Below are 17160 nucleotides of genomic sequence, written 5' to 3'. Positions count from 1 at the left end.
TATTATTAATCGATGAATCTTGCACCGTCATCGGGCTTTACCCAGAAAACTCGGAAGGTGCGTTCGTATTCGGGGAACTGGGCGAGATAGCGTTCTGTTAGGGCCTTTTCGATATCGGCCTTGTGGGCGGGATCTACCAGGGCGATGCAGGCACCTTTGAAGCCGGCACCACTGAAGCGACCGCCATAGACTCCGGGGAGGGAACGCATAATCTCGTAGATAGCGATGAGCTCAGGAGAGCCACATTCGTAGTTGTGGATAGAACTCTCGCAGGAATCGAAGCTCAGTTTTCCGAAAAGCTTCAGGTTGCCCGTCTCCCAGGCTGTGACACCCTGGCGCACTCTGCGATACTCGCTGTAGAAATGCTCTGCTCTGCGGGCAAAACGCGCTGGCATGGCGATACGCGTTTTTTCGAACGTGGCCTTAGGGATATCGCGCAAGAAGGTTTTGTCGAACGTTTTCAGGGGCTGTTCGGTATAGGCCAGCATGTTCCAGGCGGCTGTCTTACATTCGTACACACGCAGGTTGTAATCGCTATTCACCAAGCTTCGGGTCAATCCGCTAAAGAAGATACCAATCTCAAACTCAGGCATCTCAGGGTTGCGCTTGATGATGCGCCAATCGTTGCTGTCGCAATCCAGGAACAGCAGTCCATCCTTCTTGCCCAGGGCTATACAGGCCTGATCGAGCAGACCGTTGTTCAGTCCGATATACTCGCGCTCGGCCTCTGAAGCGATCTTCACCACCTCGAAGGGCTGCAGCGTGATATCATTGGCCTTGGCAAAAGCCATCACGTAAGCGATGAGTACAGCAGCACTCGATGAGAGGCCGCCTACAGGCAGCGAGCCCTGGATAACACCTGTGATGCCTCGTTTGAGTTCGAAGCGCTTCTTGAGGGCATATTTGGCACCACGGGCATAGTCGCCCCAATGACGTTCTTTTACCTGCGTAGGTGCATCGATGTCGAAATCAACAATACCTTCAAAAGTCTTGCTTTCGAGATGTACATGACCATCTTCGACAACATCGAACCACAGGTCGACACCTTTATCAATGGCAAAACCCGTAACCAGACCGTGCTGGTGGTCAACATGGGCGCCCAAGGGACATACGCGATAGGGCGAGAAAATGTGATACTGAAACTTATTTTCCATATTTTTCTACTGCTTGGTAGTAAGTATCCAATGAACCGATATCGAATCTGCCGGCACTCATGGGCCAGGCATGCATGGTGGTATGTTCCACCATATAATGGGCCAGATTACCTGGGGCATCCTTGCCGCAACCATTCTCTACCGAGTGACGCACCAGATCAAGATCCTGCTTCAGGTATATATAGAAAGGTGGCACTGCCCAGTGACTCTTGGGCTGCTGGGGCTTCTCCTCCATGCCCAGCACCTTGTTTTCGGCATCGAGCTCAACCACACCTGTGCGCTGTAGCTTTTCAATCGAAGGCTGCTCGTGACACATAATGCATGAGGTACCTTTCTGTTTGGCGAAATCTACAAACTCCTGAAACGAGAAGAACAGCAGGTTATCTGCTGCCACTACCAGCAAATCATCGTCGATATGCAGTTTGTCCATGGCAAACAGCAAATCGCATACGGCACCTAAGCGGCTATCATTGGTTTCGGTACCATCATCTACGATGGTGATGGGTTTGTTGTACTTAACTTTGGCAGCCCAATCCTCGAAGATATGGGCAAACTTGTGGTTGGTAATAATAATGTGTTCGTCGATATCTGGAATCTGGTCGATATCATCGAGCATACGTCCCAAGATGGTGTTCTCTCCAATCTTGAGCAGAGGTTTGGGGAAGTTCTTAGTCAATTCGCCCAAACGGGTGGCATAACCTGCCGCTATCACGATATTCTTCATAATGCATCCGTTTTTTGGCTACAAAGATAGTGTTTTTTTCGATAAATGCAAAAAACTTAGCAAAAATTTGGCGTTTTGACGAAATTAGGCTACCTTTGCACCAAGTTTTACGATAACTTAAAAAATTATGAGGAATCCCTTTGACAAGATTTTAAACTGGTATTTTACCAAAAACTCGCTACCATATTGGATCATATTGCTGATTGACTGTGCAATAGTGATGTTTAGCGGTGTGTTAACGTACTGGATATTTAATGATGCTGTAACACTGTTCGAAAACACGTTGCAGGTCATCAACACTGTGATGATATTTGTGCTGCTGAGCATACCCGGATTCCGCATCTTCCATACCTATTCGGGCTTTATGCGCTACTCAAGCTTTGTCGACTTGATGCGTGTGGCCTATTGCAATGGCGTGACATTTGTGTTAGCCTGGATTGCAGAGCATTTCACATGCGAGTTGCCATGCGACTTGTTTGTATGCTATAATACCACCAGCATATTCCTTATTTTTATTATTGCTACCCTGCTGATGTGGGCTCTGCGCATATTTGTGAAGACCCTGTACGACGTGGCCTTCTCAAACACGCGCGCTATGCGCATTTTGATTTATGGTGCCATGAGTGGTGGTGTGGGATTGGCTAAGTACATCAGATCGCAACGCCCCCGCAAATATGTGGTAAAGGGCTTTATTACGCATTACGAGAAAGCCAAGCACCAGGAGATTATGGGGCAGAAGGTATATACAATAAGCGACGATATAGCCGACGTGATTCGCAAGAACGACATCGAGGCTGTAATGGTTTCGCCCCTGCGTGTAAAGGGCTTCCGTGATAACCAGGAATTGCAGGATATCATCATCGGTGCTGGCGCCAAAATCTACATGGCACAGGGTGCGGTAGAGATGGATCAGGACCAGCTGGATGAGAACGCCAATATCGACTATACCCAGATGCAGTTGCGCGAGGTCAGCGTTGAAGAGTTGCTGCCCCGTTCGGAGATTCGTGTGGATATGAAATCGATTGGCGAACTGTTGACAGGACAGCGTGTGCTGGTGACTGGTGCTGCTGGTTCTATCGGATCGGAGATCTGTCGTCAGGTAGCCAAGTTGAATCCAGCAGCCATGCTGCTGATTGACCAGGCTGAAACCCCTGAGCACGACATCCGATTGATGATGATGAAGGAGTTCCCCCATATCCCTGCCGAGACGGTGGTAACATCCATCTGCAAGGAGAAGCGTATGGAGGAACTGTTTAAGCGCTTCCGTCCCGACTATGTGTTCCATGCTGCTGCCTACAAGCACGTGCCCATGATGGAGGACAACCCCAGTGAGGCTGTGCAGAACAATATCTATGGCACCAAGGTGATAGCCGACCTATCAGTAAAATATGGCGTGAAGAAATTTGTGATGGTATCTACCGATAAGGCTGTGAACCCCACTAACGTGATGGGCTGTTCAAAGCGTATCTGCGAGATTTACGTGCAGAGTCTGGATCTGGCTATCAAGACACGTCGCATAGGCGCATATATGGAGAAACTGGGCAACGCGAACAGTTTTGTTACTGCAGGCCAGATTGCCAGTCCTACAGCCCGCACCCAGTTCGTAACCACCCGTTTTGGTAATGTGCTGGGATCGAACGGAAGTGTTATCCCCTTGTTCCGTGAGCAGATAAAGAATGGTGGACCTGTGACTGTAACTGATGAGCGCATTGTACGCTTCTTCATGCTGATACCCGAGGCCTGTAAGCTGGTGCTTGAGGCAGGTACCAAGGGTAACGGTGGCGAGATTTTTGTTTTCGATATGGGTAAGCCCGTGAAGATTGCCGATCTGGCTAAGCGTATGATCAAGCTCTCAGGCGCCAAGAACGTAGAGATCAAGTTTACTGGCTTGCGCCCAGGTGAGAAATTGTACGAAGAGGTGCTGAACGAACTGGAGGGTACCAAACCCACCTTCCACGAGAAGATTCGTATCGCTGAGGTGCGCGAGTATGCCTACGATCAAGTATGCAAGGATATCAACGAACTCATCGAGATATCGCAGCATTACGACGATATGGCTACAGTAGCCAAGATGAAACAGATTGTGCCTGAATATAAATCTAACAACTCTGTCTACGAGAAGTTAGATAAGTAAATTTCAATATGTTAAAATATCGTTAACATAGCGTGCAGTGGTGCGCTATGTCGACGATTTTTTGTACCTTCGCATCCGTTTTGCCCTTTTCGGGCTGCGATATCAGGAAAAATGTAAAAAGATTGTTAAAAAATGGCAACAGGAAAATATCAAATTACTGAACTAAAGAAGTGTACAGCCGATTACCACAATATATTAGGCGACGAGCGTAAGGACGAGCTCCATGACAGAATTGTAGAGATTATTGTAGATGACAAGAAATATCGCGAAAAGGATTACACAGCCAGCAAACTGGCTGCCGACCTTGGCACCAACTGCCGTTATATCTCAGCAGTGATGACAGAGCGATTCCACACTAACTTTAATGGATTGATAAACAAGCATCGCATTAACGAGGCGATGACGCTTTTGACCGAGGAGGCATACCGTGAAAAATCAATCAGCGAAATTGGCGAGATGGTAGGTTTTGGTACCCGTCAGGCATTCTATGCCTCGTTCTACCGATTCTTGAACACCACCCCACGCGAATTCCGCGTGAAGCACCTGGGCCCTAAAAAGCGCAAGCGTAGCAGCAAAAAAGCTTAAGCATGCTTTTTACGGTATTCGTACAACTCCAGCGAGTTAACGATATTCTGCCACAGCACATAACAGCCTGCACCGACCGATGCCACTGGGTTTAGGTAGGTATAGGCTACCCAGATGCTCAGGGCCGTATTTTTCTGGAACGAAGCCTGACCGCCATCGATCTCATCACCTAACTGGCGACCAATCCAACGGCCCATCAGGAAAAGCACAAAGCAAAGAATCAGCGACATCATGGCTATCAGCAGCAGCGTACGTAAGGCAGCATCGCTATGAACAATGTTACGCACGGTAACACCCGATGTTACTGCCAACTGTGCAGCCCAAAGATAGAACGAGAGGTCGGGTATCGACACAATCCATGCGCAGAGACGCTTGGCATAGTGCTGCACCAACCATCCCAGCACCAGTGGAGCCACCAGCACCATAGCCAGCTTTTGCAGGATGATGAAGAACACCGCCCAGAAACCAGTGCTGACACCACGTTCCAACAAGGGGAACGCGGCAGGAATCATGAGGGCCGAAGCAAAGGCCGACATCACCACGTAAGCCGTCATGGTATTGATGTTACCGCCAATCTTGGCTGTAACCACTGGAGCCGCCGTAGCTGCAGGACCGATGATACACGTCAGCACACTCTCCCAAAGCAATTTCTGTTCGGGGTCGGCATCAACCTGGAAGATGATCCACACGTTAAGTGCCACCAAAGCCACCTGTGCCACCAGCACGCCTATGTGCCAGCGGTGGGGACGCATCTGATGAAAGTCGATACGGCAGTAGGTCGAGAACAGTGTTGAGAACACCATAAACGGAAAAATGGTATCCACCACCTCACCTAACGTATCACCTGCGCCATCAAGGAAAGGCAGCAGATAAAACAGCAGATACACAACAGTACCAACGGCTATTGCCACTGGAAGAGTCCAGTCTTTTACAAATTGCTTCAGTTTCATGCCGCAAAATTACAAAAAATTTTTGTAATAAAGAAATTTTTAGTATCTTTGCAGCCAATATGAGTGTTACTGAGTTTATACATCAAGATAAGGAGGCTAAGCGATTCTCGTTCGAAGTGCTGCCACCGCTGAAGGGTACTGGCACAGCCAAACTGTTTGCCGATATCGACAAACTAAGAGAATTCGACCCAGCCTACATCAACATTACCACCCATCACTCGGAGTTTGTGTATCACGAACTTGAGAATGGGCAGTTTGAGCGTCGTCGCATTCGTCGCCGCCCAGGAACCATCGCCATAGCCGCAGCCATCCAGCAGCGTTATCAGATTCCCGTTCAGCCCCACGTCATCTGTAGTGGTGCTACCATCGAGGATATCGAGTACGAGCTGCTCGACCTGCAATTCTTAGGCATTAACGATCTGTTGCTGTTGCGTGGCGATAAGGCCAAGGAGGACAGCCGGTTCCAGCCTACCCCTGGCGGTCATGCGCACACCACCGACTTGATGGCTCAGGTAAAACGCTTTAACGAGGGCTTCTTTGCGGATGGCACACCCATCAAGAATCCTGGTCGTCCGTTCGACTATGGTGTGGCCTGCTACCCCGAGAAACACGAGGAGGCGCCTAACCTGGAGATGGACATGCAATACCTGAAGCAGAAGCAGGACCTGGGTGCCCAGTATGCCGTAACACAGCTGTTCTTCGACAACGAGAAGTACTATGCTTTTGTGGAGAAGGCACGTCAGATGGGCATCACTATCCCCATCATCCCAGGCATCAAGCCCATGGCCAAGCTGAGTCAGCTGACGGTAGTGCCCAAGACATTCCACTGCGATATCCCTGAGCCCCTGGCCAAGGAGGTAGTGAAATGCAAGACCGATGAGGATGCCAAGCAGTTAGGTATAGAGTGGACTACCCAGCAGTGCAAGGATCTGCATGCGCATGGGGTACACAACATCCATTTCTACACCGTTTCGGCTGTAGACAGTGTAGCAGAGATTGTAAAGCGATTAGTAGTGAGATGAGTTTCGACGAGGTTATAGGACAGAAAGAGGCCGAGGAGCGATTGCTACAGCTGGTACGCGAGGAGCGATTGCCCCACGCACTCATGCTGTGCGGTCCGCAGGGCTGTGGCAAGCTGCCGTTAGCCGTGGCTTTTGCCTGCCATCTGTTGGATAATGGCACCCCATCAGCCAAAGCCATGCTGGCCAAGCTGGAGCATCCCGACCTGCACTTCACCTACCCCACCATCAAACTGCCATCGATGAGTGCCGAACACAAACCCGTGAGCGACGATTTTGCCAAGGACTGGCACCAGTTGGTGATGCGCAGTCTGTACTTCACGATGGAAGAGTGGATGACAGCCATGGGCGCTGAGAACCAGCAGGCCATCATCACAGCTGGCGAGAGCGATGATCTGGTACGCAAACTGAGTCTGAAATCCAGTCAGGGCGGCTATAAAGTCAGCATTATCTGGCTCCCTGAGCGCATGAACATAGAGTGCGCAAACAAGCTGCTCAAGCTGATTGAGGAGCCCCCACAGCAAACGGTATTCATCATGGTATGCGAGGAGCCCGACAAGCTGTTGGAAACCATCCGCAGTCGTGTGCAGCGCATCGATGTAAAGAAGATACCCAACGAGGCCATCGAACAGGCACTCGTAGAAAAGCGTGGCATCAGTGCCGACGATGCCCACCGTATAGCCCGACTGGCCAATGGCAGTTGGATAAAGGCCCTCGACGAGCTGCAGGTAGGCTCTGAGAACGAGCTGTTCCTCGATATGTACATGATGCTGATGCGTCTGGCCTACCAGCGCAAGATTAAAGACCTGCGCAAGTGGAGCGAGCAGCTGGCTGGCATGGGACGTGAGAAGCAGAAGCGCTGGCTGACGTACTTTTTGCGAATGACTCGCGAGAACTTCATGTACAACTTCCACAACGAGGAACTGGTATATATGACACAACGCGAAGAGGACTTTGCCAAGAACTTTGCGCGCTTTGTGAACGAGAAGAATATCCTGCCCATTACCGATATGGCTAATCTGGCCATTCGCGACATTGGTCAGAACGCCAACGGAAAGATTGTATTCTTCGACTTGGCCCTACAAATGATTGTATTACTGTTACAAAAATAGAGAATGGAAAAATCTAAAGAACATATCGTACACGTAGGTTGCGACCGCGGTTTGTGCCACCAGGCAGTGGGGCGCCAGGACAAGCAGCTGAACACTTACGACTGGTTGGCCGATGTGCCTGGCAACCCCTACACCACCGATCTGGTTGAGGTGCAGTTCAAGCACACCCGCAAAGGCTACTACCACAACGTAAATAATCTGGACCTGAAGAAGGGCGACATTGTAGCCGTAGAGGCCAGTCCTGGTCACGACATCGGTGTGGTAACCCTCACAGGCCGTCTGGTAAAACTGCAGCTGAAGAAGGTGAACATCAAGTCGCCCGACGATATCAAACGCATCTATCGCATAGCCCGCGAGAACGACATCCAGAAATGGCGTGAGGCACAGGCTCGTGAGCACTCTACCATGATCGAGAGTCGTAAGATAGCCAAGGGGCTGGGTCTCGACATGAAGATTGGCGACGTAGAATATCAGGGCGATGGCAACAAGGCCATCTTCTACTATATCGCTGACGAGCGTGTGGATTTCCGTCAGCTCATCAAGGACTTAGCGCAAGCCTTCCATGTACGTATCGAGATGAAGCAGATTGGTGCGCGTCAGGAGGCAGGACGTATTGGTGGAACAGGTCCTTGCGGCCGTGAGTTGTGCTGTGCCACCTGGATGAAGAACTTCTCGAGTGTGAGCACCAATGCCGCCCGATTCCAGGACATCTCGCTCAACCCACAGAAGCTGGCAGGTATGTGCGCCAAGCTGAAGTGCTGTCTGAACTACGAGGTGGATGATTACATCGAGGCAGGCAAGCAGATGCCAAGCAAGGATATTATCCTGCAGACCCAGGATGGCGACTATCACTTGTTTAAGAACGATATTCTGGCTGGTCTCAGCACCTACAGCACCGATAAGAATATTGCAGTCAACTGCGAGACGATTACTGCCGAGCGTGCCAAGGCCATCATCGAGATGAACAAGCGTGGCGAGAAACCCGTATCGCTCACTCACGACGAGGGTAAGAAGGCAGAGCCCAAGCCACATATCGATCTGGCAGGAGGCGATATCAGTCGCTTCGACAAGGCCAAGAAGAAGAAAAAGAAGAAGAAGCCCAACAACAACCGACAGGCTAACGATAAAAAGGAGGCCAAGGATGCGAAATAAGGCAATCACTCTGATACTGGCGATGGCAGGCTTCCTCATGATGGTAGCCTGCGATCGTTCGGTGGTGTATAATCACTACGAGCATGTGGATAACGAGGGCTGGGAGCGCACGGATACCATGCACTTCTACGTGCCCCCTGTCAAGCAGGCTGGCAACTATCACCAGCAGCTGATGCTGCGTACCAACAACAAGCTGCCCTTCCTGGGCATCAGCGTGATTGTAGAGCAGGATATCTACCCTGTAGGACGCAAGCTGCGTAAACGTGTAGATTGTAAGCTGGTAGAGAAGAACGGCCACGTGATAGGCAGCGGCATCAGCTGTTACCAATATACGTTTGATGTCGACAGTCTGCAGCTGAACGAGGGCGACTCGCTGCACATGTACGTGATGCATTACATGAAACAGGAGAACATGCAAGGCATCAGCGATGTAGGTATCTTAATTTCTCAGTAGGTTTCTTCCTGCGTCAATACGTAGGAAGATAAACAGCAGCAGGGTGAATCCCCACAACGATGAACCGCCATAGCTGAAGAATGGCAACGGGATACCGATAACCGGTGTAAGACCTAATACCATGCCCACATTGATAAACACATGGAACAGGAAGATACTTACCACACAATAGCCGTACACACGTCCGAACCTGTGTACCTGACGTTCGGCCAGATGTATCAGGCGCCATATCAGCGCCAGGAACAGCAGCAACACACCTGCTGAGCCCACAAAACCCTCTTCCTCGCCTACGGTACAGAAGATAAAGTCGGTATCCTGTTCAGGCACGTATTTCAGTTTGGTTTGTGTTCCATTCAAAAAGCCCTTTCCTTGCAAGCCACCCGATCCGATGGCAATCTCGCTCTGGTGTACGTTATAACCGGCACCCTTCAGGTCCTCCTCCAGTCCCAGCAGCACGTTGATACGTACACGCTGGTGGGGTTCCAGCACATGGTTCAGCGCATAGTCGGCCACATTATAGAACATCAGCGAGCCAACTGCAAAGGCGGTAATCCAGAGATAGTTACGCAAGCGTGTGGCCAGGAACCGGTATAGCAGATAGATAATCAGCACCACACACAGTGCCATCTCTACGTAATTCAGGTCGAAGGGGATAATCAGCAAGCCGAAGATAAGGGCCACCAGGGTTGCACCCAGTCCTATCATGGCCATACGTATGGTGTCTCGCCTGTCGTTGCAGTACACATACAGCAGTCCGGCAGAGAACAGCTGCACCATCAGCAGCACAGCAAATTTTCCTACTGATGTAGGCGTATATACCATCATGGTGTCGGCATAGCGTATGCCCACCACAAAGTACACCACCATAGCCACACCAGTAAACAGGATACTGCCAGGCATACCCTCGCGATACAGCATGAGAAAGAACGACAGATATACCAGTGCCGAACCCGTCTCGCGCTGCAGCACGATAAACAGCATGGGCACGAAAATCACACCCAATACCAGGGCAAAATCCTTCCATTTGGCAATGGTAAAACCATAGGTGTTCATCAGTTTCGCCAGGGCCAGGGCCGTCGCGAACTTCGCAAACTCGGCTGGTTGCAGTCTGATGGGTCCCAACACCAGCCACGATCGGGAACCCTTGATACTATGCGGGTTAAAGATGGTTCCGAATAGCAGTAGCAGCATGATGCCGAATATGATGTAGGCAAACATGTCCAGATAGCGGTCGTCGAGCATCAGGATGACGAAGCCCAGCACAATCGAGGTACCAATCCATACAATCTGCATACCCGAACGGGTGCTCAGACTGAACAAGTCGGTCTCGCCATAACTGTAGCTGGCACCACACACACTCACCCATCCAAAGGTAAGCAGGGCGATGTAAATGATGATCGTCCAGTAATCGAGCGAGCGAATCACTCCTTTTTCTTTTCTGTTACCTATCGCCTGCGCCATAAGCTATTCTACGTTCCTGAATACTCTTGGCCTTAGCTATGCTGGCCTCCGAGAGTTTACCTTTTAAATATTTCTCCATAATCAAACCGCCAATGGGCACACCGTAGGTGGCACCCCATCCACCGTTCTCAACATATACGGCAACAGCGATTTTCGGGTTCTCCATGGGTGCAAAGCCCATAAATACCGAGTGGTCGTGTCCACGGTTCTGGGCCGTACCCGTTTTACCGCAGGCATTAAAATCGTATTTTCCCAGCTCCTTACACGTACCGCCTAATACCGACGAGCGCATGCCCTGCACCACATAGTCGTAGGCCTCTTTGCTGGCCTTGGTGTAATGCTTGCGGGTGTAGAGCGTATCAAGAGGCTGTCCCTGCACATTCTTCACCACATGGGGCACCAGATAATAGCCACGGTTGGCAATGGTAGCACCCAGATTGGCAATCTGCAGTGGGGTGGCATTCACCTCACCCTGACCAATGGCGATAGAGATGATGGTGAGTCCGTTCCACGAGCCCTTGTAGGCCTTATCATAGAACATGGCGTTAGGTATCAGTCCACGTTTCTCACCAGGCAGGTCGATACCCAGACGGTAACCGAATCCCATCGATACCATATAGTCGCGCCAGGTGTTCATGGCGTTCTGTACCGATCCGTATTTGCTCACATTGGTATTAATCATGTGATACAGTCCCCAGCAGAAGTAACCGTTACACGATGTACTCAGGGCAGGTACCAAAGGCAGTGGTGCCGCATGTCCGTGACAGCCCACATGCAGACCTTTGAAATTAAAGCCATGCGAACAGGGGTACAAGGTGTGCGAGTTAATGATACCCTCGGTCATAAATGTCAGTCCCTGGGTGGTCTTGAAGGTAGAGCCTGGTGGATACTGTCCCATGATGGCACGGTTCAGCAGGGGCTTCCACACATCCTGCGACAGGGCACGATGGTTCTTACTACGCAAGCGTCCTACCATCTGTCGGGGGTCGTACGTGGGCGATGATACCATACACAGCACCTCACCCGTAGCAGGCTCGATGGCCACAATAGCACCAATCTTACCCTCCATCAGGCGCTCGCCCAAGGCCTGCAAATCGGCATCAATACCCAGAGTCAGGTTCTTACCAGGGACGGCACGCTGGTCGAGGGCTCCGTTCTTATAACGCCCCTGGATACGTCCGTGGGCATCGCGCAACAGAATCTGGATACCTTTCTGTCCACGCAGTTCTTTCTCGTACGAGCGCTCTATACCCAACTTACCGATATAGTCGCCCGGCTGATAGTAGTCGTCCTCCTCGATATCCCCGGGCGACACCTCAGCCACATCGCCCAACACGTGCGCGCCCATGTCATAGGTATACTGACGCACACTGCGCTTCTGAATGTAAAAGCCGGGGAAACGGTACATCTTCTCCTGGAACACACTAAAGTCCTTATCGCTCAGCTGACTCATAAACAGCTGCTCGGTAAAGCGCGAGTAACCAGGATTCTTGTTGCGGTCTTTGATGGTGGCCATGCGCTTCTCAAACTCCTCCTTGGTAATGCCCAAGGCAGTGCAGAAGTCGAGGGTGTCCAAACGGTCCTTCATCTCGTTCATCACCACCATGATATCGTACGATGGCTGGTTATACACCAGCAGCTTACCCTTGCGATCCAGAATGGCTCCACGCGAAGGGTATTCTATTTTTTTCAGGAAAGCATTCGAGTCGGCACTTTTCTTGTAGTCATCACTTGTAATCTGGAGCATGAACAAACGGATGATGTAGATGAACACAATCAGTGCGGCCACCCCAGCAATCACGTATTTACGGTATTCCAGATCAAAGTCTTTTTGCTTCACCGGCTTCTCACACTTTCTACGGCCAGAATCAGTACCATCGTAAGCACAAAGCTTACTACCGATCGGGCCAACCATAACAGCACATCAAAAAAGTTAAACGCCTCGAGTGCGAAGAACACCAGGCAGTACAGCAGTGTAAGCAGGGCGCTTAACGTTACAAACTTACTGGCCCCCAGCACTTTGGCCGATGCCTCCAGGTCTTCGGCCGAGTCGCGTGGCGCCACCAGATCAATCAGGTATGTCTGTGCCAGTGCCACCAGTGTCATGGTGCTGGCAGCCAGTCCAGGTGTATTCGAGAATATATCAATCAGCAGTCCTAACAAGAAGCTCGATACCAGTACCAGCCACTTGGGGAAGTTACGACGGAAGGTGATGATAAAATACACGTACAGCAGTGGTGTGCCCACCCCTAACAGGTGTACATGGTTCAGAATCAGTACCTGAGCCACAAACAAGGCCACAAACATCACCAGTCGGTTTATCAATTCTATCTTCATAGCACTTACTGTCGCTGTTTAAAACTGATTGAGTCGCGGGCAGCCTGCATCAATGCAGCACGCTCGGCTATACTCTTGTCGCTGATCACCACCACATCGCGCAGGTTACCAAAGTCGGTACTCAGACGCACCTTCAGTTTGTAACTCAAACCATCGCTCGAGTTATACACCTGTTCAATCTTACCTACCTGCACACCCGAAGGGAAGATACTCGAGAAGCCGCTGGTTACCATCCACTCGCCCAAGTTAAACTTGGCGTGGCGTGGCACATCCTCCACATAAGCCACCGATGGGTCGCCACCATACCAGTGCAGATAGCCAAAGTAGCCACGGTTACGAATGCTGCAGCTGATACGCGACGAGGCAGCGTTCAAGGCCGAGATAACCACCGAATAGTGGTCGCTCACCAAGTAAACCACACCTACCACGCCATTACCGCATGCCACACCCATATCGGGCTCTACACCATCCTTACGTCCTTTATCGATGGTAATCAGGTTCTCAGCCTTGTGTATGGAGTTTTCAACCACCTTGGCGGGTATCAGCTGGTAGTTACTCAGGAAAGCCAGCTCCTCGCGCTCAGCGGCAGTCGTATCCTTGGTAGCCTCGGCATACAGGCGTCGCAACTGGTCAAGCTGTCGCTCCTGGTAGATGTTACGCAGGGTCAGCTGTTCGTTCAGCTCGGCCATAGCCATATAGCTGGTCAGCTTACTCTCCATCTCGTACACCTTGCCTGCCACGGCATTGGCACTTGTAAACCACACACTATTCTGATAACTGTTGTACTTAAACAACAGAACAACACTGACTACTTCGAGTAATACGAAAACTAGCCAGTGATGATACTTGTATAGGAAATCCAGCAGATTGCGCATCGGCCCAAACTACCTTATTGATTATCTCATCAAGAAATTAAATCTATCGATATTCTTCAGTGCAATGCCGGCACCCTTAGCCACACTGTGCAAGGGATCCTCGGGCACGTGGAATGGGATATGCATCTTGTCGGTCAAACGACGGTCCAAGCCGCGAAGCAGAGCGCCACCACCTGAGAGATAGATACCATTCTTCACGATATCGGCATACAGCTCTGGGGGAGTATTCTCGAGTGCCGAGAGTACAGCGTTCTCAATCTTGGCCACGGTCTTATCCAGACAGTGTGCAATCTCCTGATAGCATACAGGCACCTCCATAGGCAGGGCTGTAATACGGTTTGGTCCGTGAACGATAAAGTCCTCAGGAGCCTCGTCGCCCAGGTCGGTCAGAGCCGAACCTACATTAATCTTGATACGCTCAGCCATACGCTCTGATACCTTCACGTTATGCTGACGGTACATATACTCCTGGATATCAGCTGTCAGGTCGTCACCAGCAGTACGGATCGAGTTGTTCGAAACGATACCACCCAGTGAGATGACAGCAATCTCGGTAGAACCACCACCGATATCAACAATCATGTTACCCTCTGGTGCCTCTACATCGATACCGATACCGATAGCAGCAGCCATAGGCTCAAAAATCAGGTAAACGTCACGTCCGTCAGCATGCTCAGCTGAGTCGCGTACAGCACGCAGCTCTACCTCGGTACTGCCCGAAGGAACGCCAATCACCATACGCAGTGAGGGCGAGAACAGGCGGCTACCTGTGTGTACCATCTTAATCAGTCCACGCATCATCTGCTCGCAAGCCGAGAAGTCGGCAATCACACCATCGCGCAGAGGGCGGATAGTACGTATATTCTCATGAGTCTTCTCATACATCATCTTCGCCTCGTTACCCACGGCAATCATCTTGTCGGTACGGCGATCCAAAGCCACAACCGAAGGCTCATCTACCACAATCTTATCATCGCTGATAATGATGGTGTTGGCAGTGCCAAGGTCCATGGCAATTTCCTGTACGAAACTAAAAAATCCCATTATTTAATTATCAATTATCAATTTTCAATTATCAATTACTTAGCGGTTTTCTCAAACCAAGCGTTGATAGCAGTATCGTAGTGGCTGCTTACGCCAAAGGCGCGAGTAGCAAACATACGGCGATCCTCAATATCGGTCTGTGCACCCTTCTTGTTCAGGATGTCGAGCAGTACACTGTACTCAGCCTTGCTGGGCACGATAACCACATCCTTGAAGTTCTTGGCTCCAGCACGAATCAGTGAAATACCACCGATATCAATCTTCTCAATGATATCAGCTTCGCTGGCACCGCTGGCCACAGTCTGCTCAAATGGGTAAAGGTCAACAATCACCAGGTCGATCTCAGGAATCTCATACTTCTTCATCTGCTCCTGATCGCCCTCGTTATCTCTGCGTCCCAGAATACCTCCAAACACCTTTGGATGCAGGGTCTTTACACGTCCACCCAGAATAGATGGGTAGGTTGTAACATCCTCTACCTTCTGACACTCATATCCAAGTGATTCGATAAACTGCTGTGTTCCACCAGTCGACAGGAACTTTACGCCCTCAGCATTCAGTTTCTTCAAAAGCTCGTCAAGTCCATCCTTGTGGAAAACACTCACCAATGCGGTCTTAATCTTCTTAATTTCAGCCATTTTTATCCTTATAACGTTATAAATATAATTTTTGGCTGCAAAGGTACAAAAAGAAAACGGATTAACCTCAATTTCTCGTCGAAATTTTAGATTAATCCGTGTTAAAAATATGATAGGTCAATTATTTCAGCGTAAAATGATACACCCATTCCTTCATGGGTTCTAACTAAATCAGGTTCATCCCCAGTGCCTTGCACTGCTTACGCATTTCCTCAGGCCAGATACTGGCCTGAATCTCGCCGATATGTCCCTTGTGTAGCAATACCATACAGAGTCGGCTTTGACCGATACCACCACCAATGCTCAGTGGCAGCTTGTCGTTCAGCAGCTGCTGGTGGAAGTAAAGCTGCTCGCGCTCCTCTTTGCCTTCCAGCTTCAACTGGCGCAACAAGCTCTCCTTATCCACACGTATACCCATACTCGACAGCTCAAAGCTACGTCCCAGCACAGGGTACCATATCAGTATATCACCATTCAGTCCCTTGCGTCCGTCCTCAGCTGTGGTGCTCCAGTCGTCATAGTCTGGTGCACGTCCGTCGTGCTTCTTGCCGTCACTCAACTTGCCACCTATACCTATAATAAATACGGCACCATACTGCTCGCAGATGGCATCCTCGCGCTCCTTAGGTGTCTTGTCGGGATACATCTCTACCAGCTCCTCGGCATGTACAAAGTGTATCTTCTCGGGCAGGAAAGGCTTTATCTGCGGATAAGTCTCGCAGGTAAGATACTCTGTACGGCGGATGGCCGCATAGATACGCTCCACAATGTTCTTCAGGAATGCCAGGGTGCGATCTTCCTTACGGATTACAGCCTCCCAGTCCCACTGGTCCACGTACAACGAGTGTAGGTTGTCAAGCTCCTCATCAGCACGGATAGCGTTCATATCGGTATAGATACCATAGCCTGGCTCAATCTTGTACTCAGCCAGACTCAAGCGCTTCCACTTAGCCAGCGAGTGTACCACCTCGGCCTTGGCATCACCCAGATCCTTGATGGGGAAGCTCACAGGGCGCTCCACACCGTTCAGGTCGTCGTTAATACCCAGTCCTTTCAACACAAACAGTGGTGCTGTTACACGTCTCAATCTCAGTTCTGTCGACAGGTTCTGTTGAAAGAACTCCTTTATCAGTTTAATACCCTGTTCCGTCTGCTTCATATCCAGCAGCGGTTCGTACATCACGGGTTTAATTACTTGTCCCATTTTAATCGTTTATGATAATTTTGCGTGCAAAGGTACACATTTTTATCAAATATGCAAGCAAAATTGAGAATATTTTTGCAAAATGACACAAATACATTGATTATTACTAACTTTTTGACACCTTACACCTGACCGGTTATAGAAAAGCAAAAGGGTGCGTGCCTCACGGCGCACACCCCTTCAGATATCAAAAAATTAATGGACTGATAGATCTTTATAGAAGATAAACTTCCTACTTTTCTCTTAAAATTCTACTATACTTTTATTAATACTAAACACCCAATCTATTTTCGTGATGCAAAGGTAAGCATAAAACC

16 protein-coding genes are annotated in these 17160 nt (G+C 50.0%); 6 read left to right on the top strand and 10 right to left on the bottom strand.

Going from position 1 to position 17160, the window contains the following annotated elements; genetic code table 11:
• Nucleotides 1-5: 5 nt before the first annotated feature.
• Nucleotides 6-1154, bottom strand: a complete 1149-nt coding sequence (locus tag T500_RS0111280; RefSeq protein ID WP_028908196.1) for a galactokinase family protein — start codon at nt 1152-1154, stop codon at nt 6-8.
• Nucleotides 1144-1878, bottom strand: coding sequence for a sugar phosphate nucleotidyltransferase (locus T500_RS0111275; RefSeq protein WP_028908195.1), 735 nt, complete (start codon nt 1876-1878; stop codon nt 1144-1146). The genes T500_RS0111280 and T500_RS0111275 overlap by 11 nt, the downstream gene beginning before the upstream one ends.
• Nucleotides 1879-2005: 127 nt before the next feature.
• Between T500_RS0111275 and T500_RS0111270 the strand changes: the two genes are divergently transcribed.
• A complete protein-coding gene (locus T500_RS0111270; protein ID WP_028908194.1) occupies nt 2006-4012 on the top strand; it encodes a polysaccharide biosynthesis protein in 2007 nt (668 codons plus the stop codon).
• A gap of 132 nt (nt 4013-4144) precedes the next feature.
• On the top strand, nt 4145-4597 hold the full coding sequence (locus T500_RS0111265; RefSeq protein WP_028908193.1) for a helix-turn-helix domain-containing protein: 453 nt from the start codon (nt 4145-4147) through the stop codon (nt 4595-4597).
• On the opposite strand, the gene T500_RS0111260 is transcribed toward T500_RS0111265, so the two are convergent.
• On the bottom strand, nt 4594-5547 hold the full coding sequence (locus T500_RS0111260; protein ID WP_028908192.1) for a hypothetical protein: 954 nt from the start codon (nt 5545-5547) through the stop codon (nt 4594-4596). The genes T500_RS0111265 and T500_RS0111260 overlap by 4 nt on opposite strands.
• A 59-nt stretch (nt 5548-5606) precedes the next feature.
• On the opposite strand from T500_RS0111260, the gene metF reads away from it, so the two are divergent.
• From metF to T500_RS0111240, 4 genes are read left to right on the top strand one after another with little or no spacing between them, the layout of a single operon-like run.
• A complete protein-coding gene (gene metF, locus T500_RS0111255; protein ID WP_028908191.1) occupies nt 5607-6569 on the top strand; it encodes a methylenetetrahydrofolate reductase [NAD(P)H] in 963 nt (320 codons plus the stop codon).
• A complete protein-coding gene (locus T500_RS0111250) occupies nt 6566-7678 on the top strand; it encodes an ATP-binding protein (protein ID WP_028908190.1) in 1113 nt (370 codons plus the stop codon). Before metF ends, T500_RS0111250 begins: the two co-directional genes overlap by 4 nt.
• A 3-nt stretch (nt 7679-7681) precedes the next feature.
• Nucleotides 7682-8830, top strand: coding sequence for a stage 0 sporulation family protein (locus T500_RS15875; RefSeq protein ID WP_036909005.1), 1149 nt, complete (start codon nt 7682-7684; stop codon nt 8828-8830).
• Nucleotides 8820-9284: a gliding motility lipoprotein GldH gene (locus T500_RS0111240; RefSeq protein ID WP_028908189.1), complete on the top strand. Its 465-nt coding sequence runs from the start codon at nt 8820-8822 to the stop codon at nt 9282-9284. The genes T500_RS15875 and T500_RS0111240 overlap by 11 nt, the downstream gene beginning before the upstream one ends.
• Here T500_RS0111240 and rodA read toward each other — a convergent pair.
• From rodA to asnA, 7 genes are all read right to left on the bottom strand, one after another.
• On the bottom strand, nt 9270-10745 hold the full coding sequence (gene rodA / locus T500_RS0111235; protein WP_028908188.1) for a rod shape-determining protein RodA: 1476 nt from the start codon (nt 10743-10745) through the stop codon (nt 9270-9272). The genes T500_RS0111240 and rodA overlap by 15 nt on opposite strands.
• Entirely contained in the window at nt 10726-12585 is a 1860-nt protein-coding gene (gene mrdA / locus T500_RS0111230; RefSeq protein WP_028908187.1) for a penicillin-binding protein 2, read from the bottom strand. Before mrdA ends, rodA begins: the two co-directional genes overlap by 20 nt.
• Nucleotides 12582-13082: a rod shape-determining protein MreD gene (gene mreD, locus T500_RS0111225; RefSeq protein ID WP_028908186.1), complete on the bottom strand. Its 501-nt coding sequence runs from the start codon at nt 13080-13082 to the stop codon at nt 12582-12584. The genes mrdA and mreD overlap by 4 nt, the downstream gene beginning before the upstream one ends.
• Nucleotides 13083-13087: 5 nt before the next feature.
• A complete protein-coding gene (mreC, locus tag T500_RS0111220; RefSeq protein WP_013064278.1) occupies nt 13088-13957 on the bottom strand; it encodes a rod shape-determining protein MreC in 870 nt (289 codons plus the stop codon).
• Nucleotides 13958-13978: 21 nt separating this feature from the next.
• Nucleotides 13979-15001, bottom strand: coding sequence for a rod shape-determining protein (locus tag T500_RS0111215; RefSeq protein WP_013064665.1), 1023 nt, complete (start codon nt 14999-15001; stop codon nt 13979-13981).
• 35 nt (nt 15002-15036) lie between these two features.
• Nucleotides 15037-15639, bottom strand: coding sequence for an IMP cyclohydrolase (locus T500_RS0111210; protein WP_013065513.1), 603 nt, complete (start codon nt 15637-15639; stop codon nt 15037-15039).
• A gap of 166 nt (nt 15640-15805) precedes the next feature.
• Nucleotides 15806-16843 carry an aspartate--ammonia ligase gene (gene asnA, locus T500_RS0111205; RefSeq protein ID WP_028908185.1) on the bottom strand — a complete coding sequence of 346 codons (1038 nt, stop codon included), beginning with the start codon at nt 16841-16843 and terminating at the stop codon, nt 15806-15808.
• Nucleotides 16844-17160: the final 317 nt, after the last annotated feature.

Source organism: Xylanibacter ruminicola Ga6B6 (assembly GCF_000687715.1).
Taxonomy (GTDB): domain Bacteria; phylum Bacteroidota; class Bacteroidia; order Bacteroidales; family Bacteroidaceae; genus Prevotella; species Prevotella ruminicola_B.
This window is presented reverse-complemented; position numbering and strand designations above follow the sequence as displayed.